This is a genomic window from Brevibacillus borstelensis, from assembly GCF_036700025.1.
In the GTDB taxonomy this organism is placed as follows: Bacteria; Bacillota; Bacilli; order Brevibacillales; family Brevibacillaceae; genus Brevibacillus; species Brevibacillus borstelensis.
Genome location: NZ_CP144922.1, coordinates 3,603,596 through 3,620,466, shown reverse-complemented (window position 1 = coordinate 3,620,466; position 16,871 = coordinate 3,603,596). Strand labels below are relative to the sequence as shown.

The window sequence follows — 16,871 nt, the reverse complement described above, 5'->3', positions numbered from 1 at the left end:
GGGAGGAGTGAGGGGACATGCTAGATCAATTCGTCATCGATATCAGCGATGTTTCCTGGCAGAGAGAAGAGAAACATATTTTGCGCCATATTCATTGGCAGGTAAAAAAAGGGGAGCACTGGTGTCTGGTCGGCCAAAATGGTTCAGGTAAAACGAGCCTGCTCAATCTTATTTGCGGCTATACTTGGCCGACAAAGGGGCAAGTGTCTGTATTGGGTCACCGATACGGCGAAGTGGACCTGCGCGACATGCGCAAATCAATCGGCTGGGTCAGTTCCTCGCTGATGTCTCAACTGCATGAGAATGAGACTGCCGAGAGGGTGGTGTTGAGCGGACGCGAGGCTACGATCGGGCTGTACACAAAACCGTCGGCAGAGGATATTGACCGGGCCGATGCCTTGCTGAAGGAGTTTGGCTGCGGGCATTTGCGTCATTCGCCATTTCGGACACTATCCCAAGGGGAGCGGCAAAAAGTCCTGATTGCCCGTGCTTTGATGGCTTCTCCGCGACTGCTGATTCTGGACGAGCCTTGTACAGGCCTGGATCTGCTGGCACGGGAACAGCTTTTGTCCATGATCGCACGGGTCGCCGAGCAGCCGGACGGTCCCACTTTACTGTATGTGACCCACCATATCGAGGAAATTCTGCCATGCTTTACTCATACCCTGCTGTTAAAGGCAGGGCAGGTCGTGCGAGCTGGACAATCATTGGATGTATTGACAAAAGAAGTACTGAGCGGTTTCTTTGGCGTTCCTTTGGAGCTTCGCGAGGTTAGCGGACGGGTGTGGGTGAGTCTGGGTGAAGCTTCGCCTGCCAGGTAAGCGCGACTTTTCAGCCACACCCTCGGGCATTCGTGTATAATAAGATTAGGAATATACTCTTGGAAGGAGAGGAGAGATGGTAGCTTGACGAACGTAACGGAACAAATCGCCGAGTCCACGTGGGCGATCCTGACCTATGAAGAAGCGTGGAAAAGCTATATCAACAGCTATGTGATTGCGAAAGACGATGCGTTTGTGCTGGTGGACTCCCATCTTCGCAAGCACCGCCCCTACTTCCAGCAGGCACTTGTGGAGATCGGAGTCAAACCGGAGCAGATTGCCTATGTATACTTCACGCATTGTCATGCTGACCATATCGGAAACGCCGATCTTTTCCCCTCACGGCATAATTGGATTCATCTCGAAGACTACTATGAGCTAGACGATTTTTCCCAGACTTTTTTCGGTCATACGTTCACGGGGACTGGAGGAGACCTGCCGTGTCTTCGATTTCGGCAGCTTCCCTTCCATACGGAGGGATCTGTCGCCTTCTTTGATCCGGATACGAAAATTTGCTTTATCGGGGATCACATCCACTTCGGCAGTACGCCATGGGAACAACTTGTCGACTACGGCACGCTGCAGCGTGACGCTTGCAGGCAATTCATCCAGCGATGCAAGGACGAGGAACCGGAAAAGGCCGCAGGCTTTGCGGAAGGATTGGAAATTCTGCTGGACTGGCCGATTGAGTATTTGGCTACAGGGCATGGCCCGATCCTGCGCGGCGACATTGCCCCTTTTTTTCAGGAATTGATCGGGATTGTTCGGGGATAACAAAATGGCATGGAAATAAAGAAGAACCGCGCAACGGCAAACGTTGGTACGGTTCTTCTTTTTCGATGACGCCTATCACTAGTTATCCAGCTTGTGTGGAAGCTTTCGTCCATTCTTCCAGACGCTTCTCCAGTTCTGCGCGATTCAGGCAAAGTGAAAGGCCGGATTTTGTCATGAGCTGATGCAAATGAGTAATTGCTCTCTCGTAGTTGCCTTTGGCTGCTTCGATTTCGGCCAGGCAGAGGAGCTTCCATTCTCGGGTTGAACGCTTTCCTGGTATCAGGCTGTAGGCTTCGATCGCGCTCTCGATCTCACCCAGCCGGGCGTGTGAGCAGGCAATCAATCCAAGCGAGTCGGTCATGCCTTGATCCCGCTGATAGACGCGAAAAGCGATTTCCAGCGCTTCCGAGTACTTGCCGCTCGTAAAGTAGACAAAGGCAAGGTTGTAAAAGAGGTAATGCACCATTGCCTGATTAAACAGGGACGGGCGTTCCTTGCATACATTCAGGCCCTGTACAATATATTTCTCTGCCAATTCATAGTTTCCCGACAGGATTTCCAATGTTGACTTATCCAGCATGGCGACCGTCCGCGTGCGATTGCGCCGATAGGAAGCGTCTAGCCAGCGCTTGCGTCTTTCCGGATTTTGCCTGAAAAAATGTCCGATGTATTGGTAGCGAAACGGCCAGTGCAGTCGCAAAAAGGCTACTACCAGCACGACGGCCACGCCTGAAAGCGTCGATGTCAGATTTAGGTCCAAATATTCCAAGCGGGTGACACCCTCTCTCTGCTGTGTCTCTTTTTTATCTTAGCACAGAATGGACAGCCTTGACAGATGGTTGCTTCTATTTGGACAACATCAGTGTGTTCGTTTCGGTCAGGGTTTGCAGGCTGTTTGCCTTCACCTGATCTCGTGAGATCGTGTACAGCGTATCGCCGATGTAGACGATCCGCTCTACGTTTTTTGCGCTGTCGTACCAATCCTGGCCGGCTTTTTTCATATCGTCGGAATTCAGATGGGTAATGGTCCCGCGCAAGACAAATCCATCCTGCTCATTCAGCCTGTAAACATAGGCTCCTTGAAAAGAGAAGCTTCCGTAAGCGCGAATATCTTTTTCCGCCTTTTGCTCCGCTGTCAGCTCGTGAACCGACACAGGGAAGGCCAAAAGCTGTTTCTCCTTGGAGAACAGCAGCGCTTTGTGATCATACAGCAGCTCGGAATCCGTTCCGCGATCCCCGATGACTGTCTGGAATTTCTCCACCGGCTTGCTCACATCCGTGACATCGAATAAAGCCAGCTTCATTCCTTGGTAAAAAGCGGTCTCTTTGTCGGCCACGGCGTCTTTGCCAAATCCGATGATATGGTTTTCATCATACGGGTGCAGGTAGTCGCTGTAGCCGGGAATTTTCAGAGCGCCCAAAATTTTGGGTGAATCCGGCTGTTTGACATCGATTACAAACAGCGGGTCCACTTGTTTAAAGGTAACCATATAGGCTCTGTCCCCCATAAACCGCACAGAATAGATTCTTTCGCCAGGGGCGATTCCTTCCAGCTTTCCTATTGCTTGCAATTGTGAGTCGAGCACATACAGGTTGTTTTTGGAGGTATTCTCGTCTGTTCGCCACATGTCTCCCGAGGTTGTCGCGATACGCAGATAGCCGTTGTGCTCATCTAGGGAAAACTGATTCAGCATGCGGCCCGGAACAGTCCCTTTTCCCGTATAGGCAAGATTTCCGTTTTTCATGGAAAAGCGGTAGAGAGACGTTTCGCTCTTCATGATTGGAACGGGGCCGCCGGCGATCAGCGATTTCTTTGCTTTGCCCGCTGACTCCACCTCTTGCTGAGTGACTGCCACGTACAGGTTATTCGGTGAAGCGTAGACATTTTCGCCTGAGCCCAGATACGTATGGATGGAAGCGGCTTGCTTGGGGTTATCGAGATTGGCTCCCGCGACGATCAGGTAGCCAGGCTGAATCGCTTCAGGAAAGTAGCGAATCGCCGAGTAGCCGATCGTCTTGTAATCATCCCCTTGTGCTGTATCCCGGTAACGCGGTCCGGGGACTTCCTGAGACTGGTTGGAGAGCGCATACCAATCAATCCCCTTGTTGGTCACCAGATAGAAGCTGGAGCCGATCTTCCGGGAGGACACGTAGTAGCCGTCTGCTTCCAGTGCTCTGGTCAAACGGGGAGAGTGCTTATCCGAGATGTCGTAGATGAGCGCCTGCACCATTGTATTCGAGTGGCCGTGCATGAACCGTTTTTCATTGGTTATGATATGGTCGCGCACGGCTTTCGGACGCGATTGTCCGATCACAATCAGCCGCTTTTCATCGATGTACATGTCCTGCGGGGAGAATTCATCGCCGGAAAAGCTCAATCTGCTGACGAGCTCCATGCTTGTTGCGGGTTTTGCCCGAATGATCCGCACTTCTTCGGGGGTCGCCTGATACAAATACGTCCCGTCCGTTTTGACAATATCCGCTTCGTCGACTCCCTGTACCTGAACGTTGGTAGAGGAGTAGGAAGAGGAATCCGGGGTTGGAGCCGCTGCCGTTTTTGCCTTGAGCACCGGTGCTCCCTCCATCGCCGGTACGGCTTCCATCGCTTCTGTCTCAGTTACCCCATACTGGATGCCGTGGCCTTTTTCATAATCTTTCAACAGCTTCTTTAGCTTCTCGTAGGAACCGACGACCGGAAGAGGCTGGTCGGCCCCCTTTGGCAGTGCTGATTGATCGGTAGGTGTGGATTCTTTTGCAGAAGCGACAGCCACTTTCGCTGAAGCCGCCGCTTCCTTTTCCCCCAGGCTCTCGAAACTCATCCAAACAGGTACAGCAGCTATGGCGATTACGCCTGCCAACATTCCACTCATCCATTTTTTCATTTGAATACGCCCCTTATCATTCGTTCCGGCAAACCGGCAGAACCAGTTTTTTCTATCCTTTAGACGGAGGGTGGGGGGAAATGTTTCACACCCCGGGAAGCACATTCTACGGACGAAAGCGAAGCAGTGTGATATAATGAGAGGCGGTTTAGGATATCGATACTACAGATGGTTAAAAAGGAGCGACAAAGATGGATACATTGAAGCAAAGCATCCTGGAGCTGATTACCGAAACCTCGACGAACCTGCCTCCGGACGTGCGCCGCGCCATCAACGACGCGAAAGCAAAAGAAGACATGGGCACACGCGCTGCTCTGTCATTGTCAACCATTGCAAAAAATATCAAGATGGCGGAAGACAACGTTTCCCCCATTTGCCAGGATACTGGAATGCCGACCTTTGAAATCAAGACCCCGGTCGGCGTAAATCAGCTCGTTATCAAAAAAGCGATTTATGAAGCCGTCGTGGAAGCGACGAAAACCGGAAAACTGCGCCCTAATTCTGTAGATTCGCTCACTGGTGCGAACAGCGGGGACAACCTGGGACCGGGAACGCCCGTCATTCACTTTGAGCAGTGGGAAGAAGACGAAATCGAAATCAAGCTGATCCTCAAGGGCGGCGGGTGTGAAAACAAGAATATCCAGTACTCCCTCCCCTGTGAGCTCGAAGGCCTCGGAAAAGCAGGCCGCGATCTTGACGGCATTCGCAAGTGCATCCTGCACTCGGTTTACCAGGCGCAAGGACAAGGCTGCAGTGCCGGCTTCATCGGAGTGGGCATCGGTGGCGACCGGACGTCCGGCTATGCGCTGGCCAAGCACCAGCTGTTCCGTCGCGTCGACGATGTGAACGAAATTCCCGAGCTGGCCGAGCTGGAGAAATACATCATGGAAAAAGCCAACGAGCTCGGTATCGGTACGATGGGCTTCGGAGGCGTTTCCACGCTGCTCGGCTGCAAAATCGGCGTTGAAAACAGATTGCCAGCCAGCTTTTTCGTATCTGTAGCCTACAACTGCTGGGCGTTCCGCCGTCAAGGTGTCCGCCTCAATGCAGAAACGGGCGAAATCATTCGTTACCTGTACAAGGATGAGCCGGTTGCCATGAACCTCGATGCGGAAACCGACCAGCCAAAGGCAGAGCGTCGTGAGGTTGTGCTTCAGGCACCAATCACCGAGGAGCAAATTCGCAGCCTGAAGGTAGGGGATGTCGTCATCATCAACGGTATCATGCATACCGGACGCGATGCCCTGCACAAATACCTGATGGATCACGATTGCCCGGTTGACCTGAATGGCGGCGTCATTTACCACTGCGGTCCTGTTATGCTGAAAGACGAGCAAGGCGAGTGGCACGTAAAAGCAGCCGGACCGACAACATCTATCCGCGAGGAGCCTTACCAGGGCGATATCCTCAAGAAATTTGGCATTCGGGCTGTCATCGGAAAAGGCGGCATGGGCGCAAAAACGCTGAAGGCGCTGGGAGAGCACGGTGCTGTATACCTCAACGCGATCGGGGGAGCAGCTCAGTATTATGCAGACTGTATTGAAAAGGTTGAAGGTGTCGACTTTATGGAATTCGGTATTCCAGAAGCGATGTGGCACCTTCGCGTGAAAGGCTTTGCTGCCATCGTTACGATGGACTCCCATGGAAACAGCCTGCATGCAGATGTAGAAAAGAGCTCGATGGAAAAACTGGCACAGTTCGCGGAGCCTGTTTTTAAATAAAAAGAATACGAGTATGGGACAAAAAGTCACCAGCAGTGGAAACGCTGCCGGTGACTTTTTTGCTGGATTAGGAACCGTGTAGAAAGGAAGTGACAGCGTACACAGACGGAACTGGTGCTTTTTGAAATGTATGCCCGGTTCAAATCTGTGTAAATTCCATATTCTGTATCAGTACCTATGATCAGCAGAAAGGAACATTTACCGAATGAGGTGGAAATATGCAGGGCGCATGAAGAGAGAAACGAGAAAAAAAGTCTGGAAAGTTCGCGATAAACGAGGAAACATCGGTTTTTTTAAGTATCCATACAAAAGGACTAAAAAAAGCAGGAAGCATCGCCAAATGATCGTGAACGAATACCTTGCGAATTCCCTTGCAAAAAGCCTGGGATTTCCGGTAGCAAACTTTAAACCGGCCATGGTGTCAGGCCCCGACAGAAGGAAGGTGAGGGGCTATATTTCAAGGCGTGTGAACGCAAAAGAAGTCATCACGTGGGAGCGGGCAAAAAAAGAGGTGAAATACTGTCCGGAGTGGTTTGTGAACGATATCAAGCGTTTGGCTCAAGTGATCGTGTTTGACGCATGGATATTGAACAAGGACCGCACGAGTGTCAATCTCGTACTCTATCGGGACAGTACGAAGGAAAAGTACAACTGGTATTTAATCGACCATGGGAGCGCACTGCTTGGCTCGCCTACCAATTCTCCATTTGCTCGTGTGAAGGGATTCAAGCACCCTCAGTTAAAAAAAAGCATGAGAATTCCCACTGGCATGAAGAAGGTTGTTTTAAGCAACAGGTCGGCTGTAGACGAAATGGTAAATAGAATTCAAGGGCTGCCTGAAGCGGAGATTACTCGTGCCATCGACACTGTTCCCAAACAGCTCGCGTTGACGAAACGAAAAAAGGAATTTCTGCGAAGATTATTGCAATATCGTCAAAAATGCATAGATTTGATCATGCTGGATATTCTCGATCAAATCAAGCAGAACAAACCTGGTTTGCTGTAACCCTGTGGCTCTCTGAATGTTTTAATGCGTAAGAGCCTGTCACGGCGAATGACGTAGGTGTTTGACCAATCTTGGGAAAATGGGTGATCGCTTATTTCACAGGCAGGCGGGCGGGCATAGGTTAATAACGAATCAAATACAAAAAGGAGTGGTTTACGTGAACTACGTAGTCCAACCCGGGGATACATTAAATGCGATTGCCGCCCGCTTCGGGGTTCCCGTACAGGAACTGATTCGAGTGAACAACATCCCCGCCCCGTACTACATCTATATCGGTCAAACGATCTGGGTGCCCGTTCGACAGCCGGGTCCGCCTCAACCGCCGCGCGACGATGTAGATCGCCGTATCCGCCGTCTCAATGAGCGCATGGACCGTGCCGAGCGCAATATTCGTGAACTGGATCGGCGCGTCGATCGTCTCGAAACACGGGTAACTCGTCTGGAGGCACGGCCGCGTCCACGCACGTAATCTTTTTCAAGCCCGCCCGGGGTTAGCCTCGGGCCCTCTCTTTTCTTTCCGGTTGCCCGATGGCACCCCTGGCAAAATCGACAATTATGCTTGAACTCCTGTGGAGTGAAGGCTACGATTAAGAGAATAAAGTCAGGGGGGAAACAGATGAAGTGGAATGTTGCCTTGCTGCAGATGGATATTGCTTTTGGACAGCCGGAAAAAAATGTAGAGGCGATTCGGAATTTTGTCAATCAACTCCAATCGTCAGACGAAAGACCGGATGTGGTCCTCTTGCCGGAGTTGTGGGATACAGGCTATGATTTGAAGCGGCTGGATGAAATCGCTGATAAAAACGGCGAGCGAGCCAAGCAATTGCTGAGCGATGCGGCAGAAAAGCTGCAGGCCCATGTAATCGGCGGTTCCGTCGCGGAAAACAGGGATGGTCGGATGTACAATACAACGTTTGTGTTTGATCGCAGCGGGAAGCTTGCAGGCAGCTATTCAAAGGCGCATTTGTTTCGACTGATGGAAGAGGAAAAGTTTCTTGCCGCCGGAGATCGCCCAGGCGTTTACATATTGGATGGTCAGCCAGTCAGTTCCGTCATTTGCTATGACATTCGCTTTCCGGAGTGGGTGCGGGTGCATGCTTTGCAAGGAGCACGGGCTCTGTTTGTTTGTGCCCAATGGCCCCATCCCCGGCTTCATCACTGGCGCCAGCTTTTGATTTCACGCGCGATTGAGAATCAGATGTACGTCATCGCCTGCAACCGCGTCGGGGAGGGCGACGGAAATACATTTTGCGGGCATTCCATGGTGATTAACCCCTGGGGGGAAATTATCGCCGAAGGCATGCAGCAGGAAGAGATCATCAGGGCGGAGATTGACCTCACCCTCGTAGATGAAGTGAGAAGCCGAATTCCTGTAATTGCTGATCGCCGTCCGGACCTGTATCGCCTCTAGAATTTCTCAAAAAATGGGCGGATGGACCGGCGTTTCCCTCTCTCCGTTGACGCCCGTATCGCATACGGTGGTAGGAGAGGAACAGAGGAGGTGCGGTCATGTTTCGGCTGAATGGAAAAAACGTTCGTCACCATTTTGACGGTGTATACGGAAAAGTGGTGCAGGTACGGGAGCTGATCGAGGTCCTGGACCAAATGTTTGATTCGTTTCACAAAGTAAACAACATCAGCCGCTCCATGCTTGGGCCGAGAAAATCAAGCGTCAAGCAGTTAGATCGGCTTCGCTGAAACGAATAACCGGATGATGAAAAACAGCAGAACCGCATCTGCATACGATGCGGTTCTTTCTTTTTGGTCAGGTTATTTGCGGGGAAGCTGCTCCATCGCCATTCGAACCAATTCCTTTACCATGCCCCCGCCCAGCTGACCGCCGATACGCCCAGCATCATGAGCGGACAACTGGCCGTTGTATCCGTTTTGCAAAGGGACATTCAGCTCCTGGGCAACCTCAAATTTCGCCTGCTCGGGTTGATTGACACCGGCCACCCTGGCCTTCAACTGGTCCAGTCCTGCCTGTGCTTGCGGTACGAGAGGACGTCTTCTACGCCTGCTCATGCAAATCACCTCACAGGTAGTTTGCCCATTAAATCAGCGCTTTTCTCTCTTTAAAGTTTTCATTTGCATAGTAGGTGTTGGCAACCAGCAGGTTGGGGCCGGCACAAGAGGCAGCCGGACAGTAGCAGTTGATGTTTTGGTTCAGCGGGTGCTCCTGCCAGCGGCTGAACATGGTATCCAAACGGTCGGTCTGGATGTTGCCCAAAGGAGCGACATCTCCGAAATCAGTGACGATGACGTCTCCGGTAAAGACGTTTACGTTTAGTCTGTTTCGGCCGTCCGGATCGTTGCGTACCGTTACGTTTTTGGCCTCCCGCAGCTTCAGGATCAGCTCTCTGTCCGCCTCCAATGGACTGCAGGCAAAGAACGGCAAGGTGCCAAAGAGCATCCACAAATTCTCATTGCGGATTTCCAGCATGTGTGCAACAGCTTGACGAAGCTCATCCAAAGTCAAAACATCCAGTTCACGTGCGAAATCGCTGGCGTACATGGGATGCACTTCGTGACGGAGGCAGCCCATTTCCTGAATCTGCTTGTGAAGGACATCCAATTTCTGGTATGTTCGGGGGTTTAGCATTGTTTCGGCAGAGACAAAAACGCCGGCGTCGGCAAGCTTCTGCGCATTGGACCACATCGTGGCAAACTGCTGTTCAGCCTGTTTGGAAGAAACCATCTGCCTGCTTTTTGCGTAAACAATGGTACGGAACTCTTCGGGCGTCGCCCAGTTCCAGGACATGTGCATCACATCTATGTAAGGCAATATCATTTCATACCTGGAAAATGGCATCGACAGATTGGAGTTGATCTGGGTGCGAAGGCCTCTGTCCGTCGCGTAGCGAAGCAGCGGGAGAATGATTTCCTTGACGGTGCGCTCGCTGTACATTGGTTCTCCGCCTGTTATACTGATAGTAGCGAGGTCCTGCGCTTCATCCAGACGATTCAGGATGGTCTGGATCGGCAGGGCAGGATCGTCTTTGAAACGAAGGGTGTCACCAACTGCACAATGCTCGCAGCGGAGGTTGCACAGGTTGGTAACCGTAAACTCGACACTTGTCAGCTTGTAGGCAGGCGGCGTCGCATGAAAAAGCGGCTCCCACGGGTCGTGCTGAGGTGTAAGCGGTGTAGTTGGTACCATACGGATCATGGATTGACCCCTCCTTCATTCTGCGTACATTCCTCTAATTATACTGATGATGGAACGGAAGGAGAATAGATAAAACATGATTATGGGGATTTCTTTTGCTCGCGGTGTCCTGTTTCATGATCGGAACGTCCTGGCTTGTGCGGAAGTCAAAAACGGTGTGATTGAAGTATGGGCCGAGAAAATCAGCCTGCGTACGATCGGCAAGCTGTGGGTGCGGATCTTTTTCTCTTTCCCTTGGTACTACCAACTGTTGCATCTGGGTCTTGTCTTGTATGTGCTCGCGGCGCTGGTCTACCCGGAAGCAGCTGTAGTCGATCCGTGGTGGGCAGCCATTTATGTGGCCGGTTTCCACTTCGTGTTTCCACGTGAATTGAAAAAATTTCACGGTGCCGAGCATAAAGTCTTCAGCTACAGAGGAGAGAAGCGGCTGGAGTCGTGGGAGGAAATCGCCCGGGCGGACATCGTGAACGCCGGGTGCTCAACGAACCTCGTCGTCTGTTTTTTTGCCGGATTTCTTCTGGCCATTCCGTTCGTTCCGCTCGCTTTTGGCGTAGCTGCCGGATGTGCGGGAATTTTTATCGGGATGGTAGGGGATAAGCTGCTGCGAAAATATTGCGGCTTCCTGTACCGCATTTCGGCTTTCTTCCAGCGGTACTTGACCACCAAAGAACCAAACCGCCTCCATCTGGAGACAGCCATCCGCTCCTATCGCCAATTTGAGTACATTCGCAGCAAGGAATTGCAAGCAACCGAGGCAGCATAAGAAAAAACCGCTCTCCATCATCATCTGGAGAGCGGTTGTTCTTCCAATTTGCGGTAAATCTTGCCCTTGTCCACGTAAGACTGGCGGATGCGCCGAAGCTCCTTGAAGTCGTCTTCCGTGAGCTCGCGCTTGATTTTGGCGGGCGAGCCGATGACGAGAGTGCGAGGAGGGACCTTCATACCCGGTGGGACGAGCGCTCCCGCTCCAACCATTGCTTGCTCGCCGATCTCCGCTCCATCCATCACGATAGAGCCCATGCCGATCAAGGCGCCGCGGCGAATCACGCAACTGTGCAGAACGACATTGTGTCCGATCGTCACTTCGTCTTCCACGATCAACGGGTTTCCCGGACTTTGATGCAGCGTGCTGTTGTCCTGCACGCTTACCCTGCGCCCGATGACGGTGGGAGCAATATCTCCGCGGATGACGGTATTGTACCAGATCGACGTATCCTCTCCAATCGTAACATCGCCGGAGATGACGACGCCTTTTGCAAGAAAGACAGACTCATGAATGCGGGGGACGTGATTCTCAAAAGGTAACAGCAGCATCGAAATCTCTCCTGTCTTGGGGTATGGCTTGCAAATGACATCCCATATTGTACTACAACGCTGCTGCATTAACAATTTCCAGTGCTTCCAGCGGCTTTCGGTTGACCGGGAAACACAGATATGGTACATTATTTATTGCTGATTCATACGAGTGGGCAAGGAATGCGGGTAGTCGCTGCCGCGGCCTTTATGGTCGGCGGTAGAGGAAAGTCCAGGCTCGCCCAGACTGAGATGTCTGGAGTGTTCGTACCTGGTGCAAACCAGGGCAGCGAGGCATTTGCTTCGCTGACGGCGTGGAAAGGGTTCTCTTCCAGAGACCCGAGTACGCTGAAAGTGCCACAGAAACGTAGCTTCCCTGGCGACAGGGGAGATGGAACGCGGTAAACCCTGCGAGCGAGAAACCCAAATTTGGTAGGGGAACCGTCCCGAAGGAACTGAACGGAGGGACGGATGGCATCTCGGATGCCATAGATAGATGACTACCGCTCTTGGTGCGAGGAGCAGATCCGTTTGCAGCACGGGAGAGACAGAACCTGGCTTACAGCATTCCTTGCTTATCACGAAACAACGAAAACCGTCTGAGTTCATTCAGACGGTTTTTTTGGCATTTGCGCTAATTTACGAAGAAATGGTGATGTTGTACTCTCTCATCCACAGGTCAATCGATGCCAGGTAGGCAAACATCTGCGGGCTGCCCATCAGTTGGCCGAAATAGGGTTTTCCCGAGGCCTGAGCTTCTGACATCGCGAAGGCTTTGACCCGGGTTTGGTCAATGACTTGATGCAATGGCGAGGAGCTGTCCTCCAGCACGTTCAAGAGCCAGGAGCGCGTTGCTTTCGTATAGGCCGGGTTATGTGTTTTCGGGTATGGACTTTTTTTGCGGTACAGCACTTCTTCCGGAACGATTCCTTCCAGTGCCTTTCTGAGAATCCCTTTTTCGCGATTACCCCAGTTTTTTAGCTCCCAAGGAATATTCCAGACGTATTGCATCAGTCGATGGTCGCAAAACGGAACCCTCGCCTCCAGGCTTGCCTTCATGCTCATTCGGTCTTTCCGATCCAGCAGGGTATTCATAAACCAGGTGAGATTCAGATAAAACAGCTCCCGTCTTCTAGCCGCAAGCGGGTTTTCGCCAGGCAAGCGGGGCACCTCGTCGAGCGTCTCCTCGTAGCGTTGGGCTACATATTCCTCGGGCCTGATCCAGTCTCTCATCTCGGCGGAAAGCCAGCCGGCACGCTCCCGGGTAGCTTGCGCCCAGGGAAAGGTATTCGCGCCAAGCAGCTCTTCCCGATGGAACCACGGATAGCCCCCGAACATTTCGTCGGCGCATTCTCCCGACAAGACGACAGTTGTCTCTTTCTTGATTTCCCGGCAGAACAGATAGAGAGAGGAGTCGACATCGGCCATCCCCGGAAGATCACGGGCGAAAAGTGCGGTATGCAGGGCGCTGACCAATTCAGGGGTATCGAATTCGAGGGTGTGGTGAACGGTGCCGAACCGTTCGGAGATCAAGCGGACGAAAGGAGCGTCATCGGTCGGCTGGAAGTCGCTTTGCTGGAAATGAGAAGCGTTGTTCACATAATCGATGGAGTAGGTATGGAGAGCGCCTCGGCCTTCCTCCTGAAACACAGCTGCAGCGACCGCCGTGATTGCGCTGGAATCAAGACCGCCGGACAGCAGTGTGGCGATCGGGACATCCGAGACAAGCTGCCGTTTGATCGAGTCGGCCAAAAGCTGGCGCACGGTGGCAGCCGTCTGTTCGACATCATCCTCGTGAGGCTGGCTCTCCAGGCTCCAGTAGCGCCTGATCGAAACGCCTTCGCGAGAAATGGTCAAATGGCAGCCAGGCCGCAGCTCATGGACGTCATGAAAGACGCCATGCCCAGGGGTGCGCGAGGGTCCGAGCACAAAAATTTCTGCCAGCCCTTCCCGCGACAAGACGGGTTTTACCAAAGGATTAGCCAATAAAGCTTTCAACTCCGATGCGAATAAAAAAGCGGTTCCCCTTTTCGCGTAAAAGAGCGGTTTTACCCCTAGACGGTCACGCGCCAAAAACATCTGTTGCCTCTGCTCATCCCAAACAGCGAAGGCGAATATGCCATTGAGCTTGTGCACGCAGTCTGCTTCCCATTCGATATAAGCGGCGAGCAGAACCTCTGTATCCGAGTGGGAGCGAAAAGAATGGCCGCGGGCAATCAGCTCCCGTCGAATATCTTCCGTGTTGTACAGCTCCCCATTGTAAACGAGCGTATACGCCCGCCCATTTTGCTGTCGTGACATAGGCTGACGGCCACCGGCAGGGTCGACGACGACCAGACGGCGATGGCCGAAGGCCGCATGCTTGGAGTCTGCCCACCAATATCCTTCTTCATCCGGTCCCCGATCCGTTAAAGTCCGCGTCATTGCTTGCAAAACAGCGTGTTCTTGGGTAAGATCCTTCTCCCAATCGATCCAGCCGGTAATTCCGCACATTCGTCTTCACCCTTCCTGCTGTAGAAAATTTAGGCAAAAGCTATCATATGCAAATCACCCGTCCCGTTTGTCTGTCCCGGCAGGGAAAGCGGGGGAAAAAGCGGAATTGTTAGAATATGCCTATTTATGACTTTTTTCGGAGGTAGGGGCCTTGGAGCATTTGACGCTGCTGTTGATCGAGAGGATGGGCATCCTGCTTACCATCGCCTTTATCCTGACGAGAATTCCGCTGTTTCGCCAATTACTCGACCGCGAGCTGCAATTGTGGACGTCGGTGGCGTACTCTTTGTTATTCGGGCTGTTTGGCATTGCAGGCACGTATGCGGGAGTGGTCGTCCACGAGGAGACGTACAACCCGGCTTTCTGGATCTTTCCGCTTCAGTCAAGTGAAGTGATCGCAAACTCAACGCTTGTCGGTGTCGTGATTGGCGGCCTTCTCGGAGGGCCGTTCGTGGGACTGGGGGCCGGACTGATCGCGGGCTGCCATTTGTTCAGCTTGGGTGGCCTTGGCGCCTGGGCGTTTGGCTTGTCCAGCCCGATTACGGGCCTTCTGGCCGGATATGTTGCCCGCTTTTTCTCGCAAGAGCGCGTAATTTCTCCGTCCAAAGCGCTGTTCATCGGAATGTTTGCCCCGATCATACAGATGTCGCTTTTGCTCATATTGGCTCAGCCTCCCGAGCTCGTCCGCACGGTTGTGAATATTATCGGCATCCCCATGGTGCTTACCAATAGCATTTCCATCGCCATTTTCACGACGATGATCCGCGTCGCTCTCCGCGAAGAAGAACGCTCTGCCGCGATGGAGGCGGAGAGGGCATTCACGATTGCCGAGCGCATCCTGCCCCATCTGAAGATGGGCTTGACTCCCCAGACGGCCCAATCCGTAGCCTATATCCTGCTCAGAGAGGCGAAGGCCAGCGCAGTCGCCGTGACAGACAGAGAGCAGCTGCTAGCCCACGTAGGCGCCGGTTCGGACCACCATGTAGCCGGGGAGCCGATACGCAGTGAGCTGGCCCGCCGCGTCATCTACACCGGAGGGATACAGACGAGTCTTTCCCGCGAGCATCTTCCGTGCGAGCGAAACAATTGTCCGCTGCAGGCAGCCATTGTCGTCCCGATCCGAGAAGGAGAGAGCGTCGTCGGGCTGATCAAGCTGTATTTCAAGCGGCCGCAGCAGATCGGCAAAATTCAGGGGGCGCTGGCTAAAGGTCTGGGAAACCTGTTGTCCAACCAATTGACGCTGACCCTCGCAGAGAAGATGAAGGGGTTAATGAAGGACGCAGAGCTGCGAATGCTTCAGGCTCAAATTCATCCCCATTTCCTGTTTAATACATTAAACTCGATCGTTACGCTGATTCGGATCAACCCCGATCTCGCCCGCCACATGACGATTCAGCTGGGGGTTTTCATGCGGCTCAACCTGAAAATGACCTCGACGCCGCTCGTATCCGTCGGGCAGGAGCTGCAGCACCTGAATGCGTATCTGGAAATTATCAGCATACGCTTTGCAGAGCAATTTACGGTTTCGCGCGAGGTAGAGCCGGGTGTGGAGCAGGCGTTGATTCCGTTCGGCACCTTGCAGCCGTTGGTGGAGAACAGCATCCAGCACGGCCTTAGCGGAAAGCCGAGCGGCGGACGTATCGCCATTGCGGTCAGAGAGGAGAGTGACTGCATCTCCGTCGTGGTCGAGGACAATGGTGCAGGCGTTCCGGAGCCGCTTCTGGACAAGCTGGGAAATACGCCGCTTGAGAGCAAAGACGGCAACGGCATCGGCGTATACAATGTCAACCAGCGTTTAATCAGCCTTCTCGGTCCGGAATCGAAGCTCCATTTTTCCAACCTGCCGGAAGGAGGCTGCCGCATCCAGTTTGCAATTCCACATAGACGAGGAGAAGATGCCTGATGCAGATCCGAATCATGATCGCAGAGGATGAAAGGCTGGCGAGGGAGGAGCTGGTCTATTTGCTGGAGCAGGAGGCCGATGTGGAGGTACTGCCCTGTGCGACAAATGGCCGCGAGCTTCTGCAGTTGGTAGAGGAATACGAACCGGACGTGGTGTTTCTCGACATCAAAATGCCGGAGCTGGAGGGGGACCAGGCCGCGCGCATGTTGGCCGCCCGCAAGAAACGGCCTCTGCTCGTATTTTCCACTGCACATGAAGACTACGCTGTCGAAGCGTTCAAGCTGAATGCGGTCGATTACCTGTTAAAGCCGACAGAACCGCAGCGGCTGAAAGAAACACTGCAACGGTTGAGGAAACGGCTTTCGGAAACGGCTCCGCCATCTGCTTTGCCGAATCCCTCGAAGGTAGCGAAGATGATCATCGAGGACAACAACCGTTTGGTGGTGATCGATCCCAGCACCGTGATGTACGCTGTCCGGGATGAGCGAGTCGTTCAAATCTGGACGGAGTCGGAAGTGTATACGACGCGCATGACATTGCAGCAGTTGGAGGAAAAGCTCCAGGCTTACCCGTTCTTTCGGACGCATAAAAGCTACCTGGTAAACCTGCAGTATGTAAGCGAGCTTCAGCCGTGGTTCAACGGCGCGTACAATCTGATCCTGAAAGGGCCCAATCCGGTTCGGCTTCCCGTCTCCCGGACCGCAGCAAAAGATCTGCTGAAACGCCTGGAAGGGTAGAGCTTGACTTTGATCCCGTATTTTTTGCTTTTGACGCGCTACTTTTTGCATGTCGCGCGCAAATGTAAACAA

Annotated in this window: 16 protein-coding genes and 1 other RNA gene; 11 read left to right on the top strand and 6 right to left on the bottom strand. The window is 52.8% G+C overall.

What is annotated here, in order from left to right; translation table 11 throughout:
- Positions 1-17: 17 nt before the first annotated feature.
- Both V5G20_RS17295 and V5G20_RS17290 read left to right on the top strand, forming a co-directional pair.
- Positions 18-821 (top strand): ABC transporter ATP-binding protein, encoded by an 804-nt coding sequence (locus V5G20_RS17295; protein ID WP_031931750.1) that lies wholly within the window; start codon positions 18-20, stop codon positions 819-821.
- An 84-nt stretch (positions 822-905) separates the two neighbouring features.
- Complete coding sequence (locus V5G20_RS17290; protein WP_171506774.1) at positions 906-1,595, top strand: MBL fold metallo-hydrolase; 690 nt, start codon at positions 906-908, stop codon at positions 1,593-1,595.
- An 82-nt stretch (positions 1,596-1,677) separates the two neighbouring features.
- Here V5G20_RS17290 and V5G20_RS17285 read toward each other — a convergent pair whose 3' ends face one another.
- Entirely contained in the window at positions 1,678-2,364 is a 687-nt protein-coding gene (locus V5G20_RS17285; RefSeq protein ID WP_003387422.1) for a tetratricopeptide repeat protein, read from the bottom strand.
- 76 nt (positions 2,365-2,440) lie between these two features.
- Complete coding sequence (locus V5G20_RS17280; protein ID WP_338461456.1) at positions 2,441-4,477, bottom strand: beta-propeller domain-containing protein; 2,037 nt, start codon at positions 4,475-4,477, stop codon at positions 2,441-2,443.
- 191 nt (positions 4,478-4,668) lie between these two features.
- Between V5G20_RS17280 and V5G20_RS17275 the strand changes: the two genes are divergently transcribed.
- The 5 genes from V5G20_RS17275 to V5G20_RS17255 all read left to right on the top strand — a co-directional run bounded on the left by V5G20_RS17275 (position 4,669) and on the right by V5G20_RS17255 (position 8,902).
- Positions 4,669-6,198: a fumarate hydratase gene (locus tag V5G20_RS17275; RefSeq protein WP_003387420.1), complete on the top strand. Its 1,530-nt coding sequence runs from the start codon at positions 4,669-4,671 to the stop codon at positions 6,196-6,198.
- A gap of 340 nt (positions 6,199-6,538) precedes the next feature.
- Positions 6,539-7,204, top strand: a complete 666-nt coding sequence (locus tag V5G20_RS17270; RefSeq protein ID WP_338461454.1) for a HipA family kinase — start codon at positions 6,539-6,541, stop codon at positions 7,202-7,204.
- Between the two features lie 157 nt (positions 7,205-7,361).
- The gene (locus V5G20_RS17265; RefSeq protein WP_003387418.1) at positions 7,362-7,673 is read left to right on the top strand and encodes a LysM peptidoglycan-binding domain-containing protein; all 312 of its coding nucleotides are present in this window, start codon (positions 7,362-7,364) and stop codon (positions 7,671-7,673) included.
- 147 nt (positions 7,674-7,820) lie between these two features.
- Positions 7,821-8,615 carry a carbon-nitrogen family hydrolase gene (locus tag V5G20_RS17260; RefSeq protein WP_031931753.1) on the top strand — a complete coding sequence of 265 codons (795 nt, stop codon included), beginning with the start codon at positions 7,821-7,823 and terminating at the stop codon, positions 8,613-8,615.
- A 98-nt stretch (positions 8,616-8,713) separates the two neighbouring features.
- A complete protein-coding gene (locus tag V5G20_RS17255; protein ID WP_003387416.1) occupies positions 8,714-8,902 on the top strand; it encodes a hypothetical protein in 189 nt (62 codons plus the stop codon).
- 72 nt (positions 8,903-8,974) lie between these two features.
- Here the strand turns inward: V5G20_RS17255 and V5G20_RS17250 are convergent, their stop codons facing one another.
- Positions 8,975-9,229, bottom strand: a complete 255-nt coding sequence (locus tag V5G20_RS17250) for an alpha/beta-type small acid-soluble spore protein (RefSeq protein WP_003387415.1) — start codon at positions 9,227-9,229, stop codon at positions 8,975-8,977.
- A 28-nt stretch (positions 9,230-9,257) separates the two neighbouring features.
- Positions 9,258-10,373, bottom strand: coding sequence for a radical SAM/CxCxxxxC motif protein YfkAB (yfkAB, locus tag V5G20_RS17245; protein WP_031931754.1), 1,116 nt, complete (start codon positions 10,371-10,373; stop codon positions 9,258-9,260).
- A gap of 76 nt (positions 10,374-10,449) precedes the next feature.
- Between yfkAB and V5G20_RS17240 the strand changes: the two genes are divergently transcribed.
- Positions 10,450-11,136, top strand: coding sequence for a DUF1385 domain-containing protein (locus V5G20_RS17240; RefSeq protein WP_003387413.1), 687 nt, complete (start codon positions 10,450-10,452; stop codon positions 11,134-11,136).
- Between the two features lie 20 nt (positions 11,137-11,156).
- On the opposite strand, the gene V5G20_RS17235 is transcribed toward V5G20_RS17240, so the two are convergent.
- Positions 11,157-11,687 (bottom strand): gamma carbonic anhydrase family protein, encoded by a 531-nt coding sequence (locus V5G20_RS17235; protein ID WP_039071080.1) that lies wholly within the window; start codon positions 11,685-11,687, stop codon positions 11,157-11,159.
- Positions 11,688-11,847: 160 nt separating this feature from the next.
- On the opposite strand from V5G20_RS17235, the gene rnpB reads away from it, so the two are divergent.
- An RNA gene (gene rnpB, locus V5G20_RS17230) (RNase P RNA component class B) lies at positions 11,848-12,233 on the top strand.
- 72 nt (positions 12,234-12,305) lie between these two features.
- On the opposite strand, the gene asnB is transcribed toward rnpB, so the two are convergent.
- Positions 12,306-14,159 carry an asparagine synthase (glutamine-hydrolyzing) gene (gene asnB / locus V5G20_RS17225; RefSeq protein WP_024985149.1) on the bottom strand — a complete coding sequence of 618 codons (1,854 nt, stop codon included), beginning with the start codon at positions 14,157-14,159 and terminating at the stop codon, positions 12,306-12,308.
- 151 nt (positions 14,160-14,310) lie between these two features.
- On the opposite strand from asnB, the gene V5G20_RS17220 reads away from it, so the two are divergent.
- Together V5G20_RS17220 and V5G20_RS17215 are read left to right on the top strand one after the other, a co-directional pair.
- The gene (locus V5G20_RS17220; protein ID WP_003387409.1) at positions 14,311-16,062 is read left to right on the top strand and encodes a LytS/YhcK type 5TM receptor domain-containing protein; all 1,752 of its coding nucleotides are present in this window, start codon (positions 14,311-14,313) and stop codon (positions 16,060-16,062) included.
- Positions 16,062-16,799 carry a LytR/AlgR family response regulator transcription factor gene (locus tag V5G20_RS17215; protein WP_003387408.1) on the top strand — a complete coding sequence of 246 codons (738 nt, stop codon included), beginning with the start codon at positions 16,062-16,064 and terminating at the stop codon, positions 16,797-16,799. Before V5G20_RS17220 ends, V5G20_RS17215 begins: the two co-directional genes overlap by 1 nt.
- Positions 16,800-16,871: the final 72 nt, after the last annotated feature.

Coding starts and splice junctions, on each gene's coding strand:
- V5G20_RS17275 (WP_003387420.1), top strand. CDS start 4,669: ATGGATACATTGAAGCAAAGCATCCTGGAGCTGATTACCGAAACCTCG.
- V5G20_RS17250 (WP_003387415.1), bottom strand. CDS start 9,229: ATGAGCAGGCGTAGAAGACGTCCTCTCGTACCGCAAGCACAGGCAGGA.
- V5G20_RS17295 (WP_031931750.1), top strand. CDS start 18: ATGCTAGATCAATTCGTCATCGATATCAGCGATGTTTCCTGGCAGAGA.
- V5G20_RS17260 (WP_031931753.1), top strand. CDS start 7,821: ATGAAGTGGAATGTTGCCTTGCTGCAGATGGATATTGCTTTTGGACAG.
- V5G20_RS17240 (WP_003387413.1), top strand. CDS start 10,450: ATGATTATGGGGATTTCTTTTGCTCGCGGTGTCCTGTTTCATGATCGG.
- V5G20_RS17270 (WP_338461454.1), top strand. CDS start 6,539: ATGATCGTGAACGAATACCTTGCGAATTCCCTTGCAAAAAGCCTGGGA.
- yfkAB (WP_031931754.1), bottom strand. CDS start 10,373: ATGATCCGTATGGTACCAACTACACCGCTTACACCTCAGCACGACCCG.
- V5G20_RS17255 (WP_003387416.1), top strand. CDS start 8,714: ATGTTTCGGCTGAATGGAAAAAACGTTCGTCACCATTTTGACGGTGTA.
- V5G20_RS17280 (WP_338461456.1), bottom strand. CDS start 4,477: ATGAAAAAATGGATGAGTGGAATGTTGGCAGGCGTAATCGCCATAGCT.
- V5G20_RS17215 (WP_003387408.1), top strand. CDS start 16,062: ATGCAGATCCGAATCATGATCGCAGAGGATGAAAGGCTGGCGAGGGAG.
- asnB (WP_024985149.1), bottom strand. CDS start 14,159: ATGTGCGGAATTACCGGCTGGATCGATTGGGAGAAGGATCTTACCCAA.
- V5G20_RS17235 (WP_039071080.1), bottom strand. CDS start 11,687: ATGCTGCTGTTACCTTTTGAGAATCACGTCCCCCGCATTCATGAGTCT.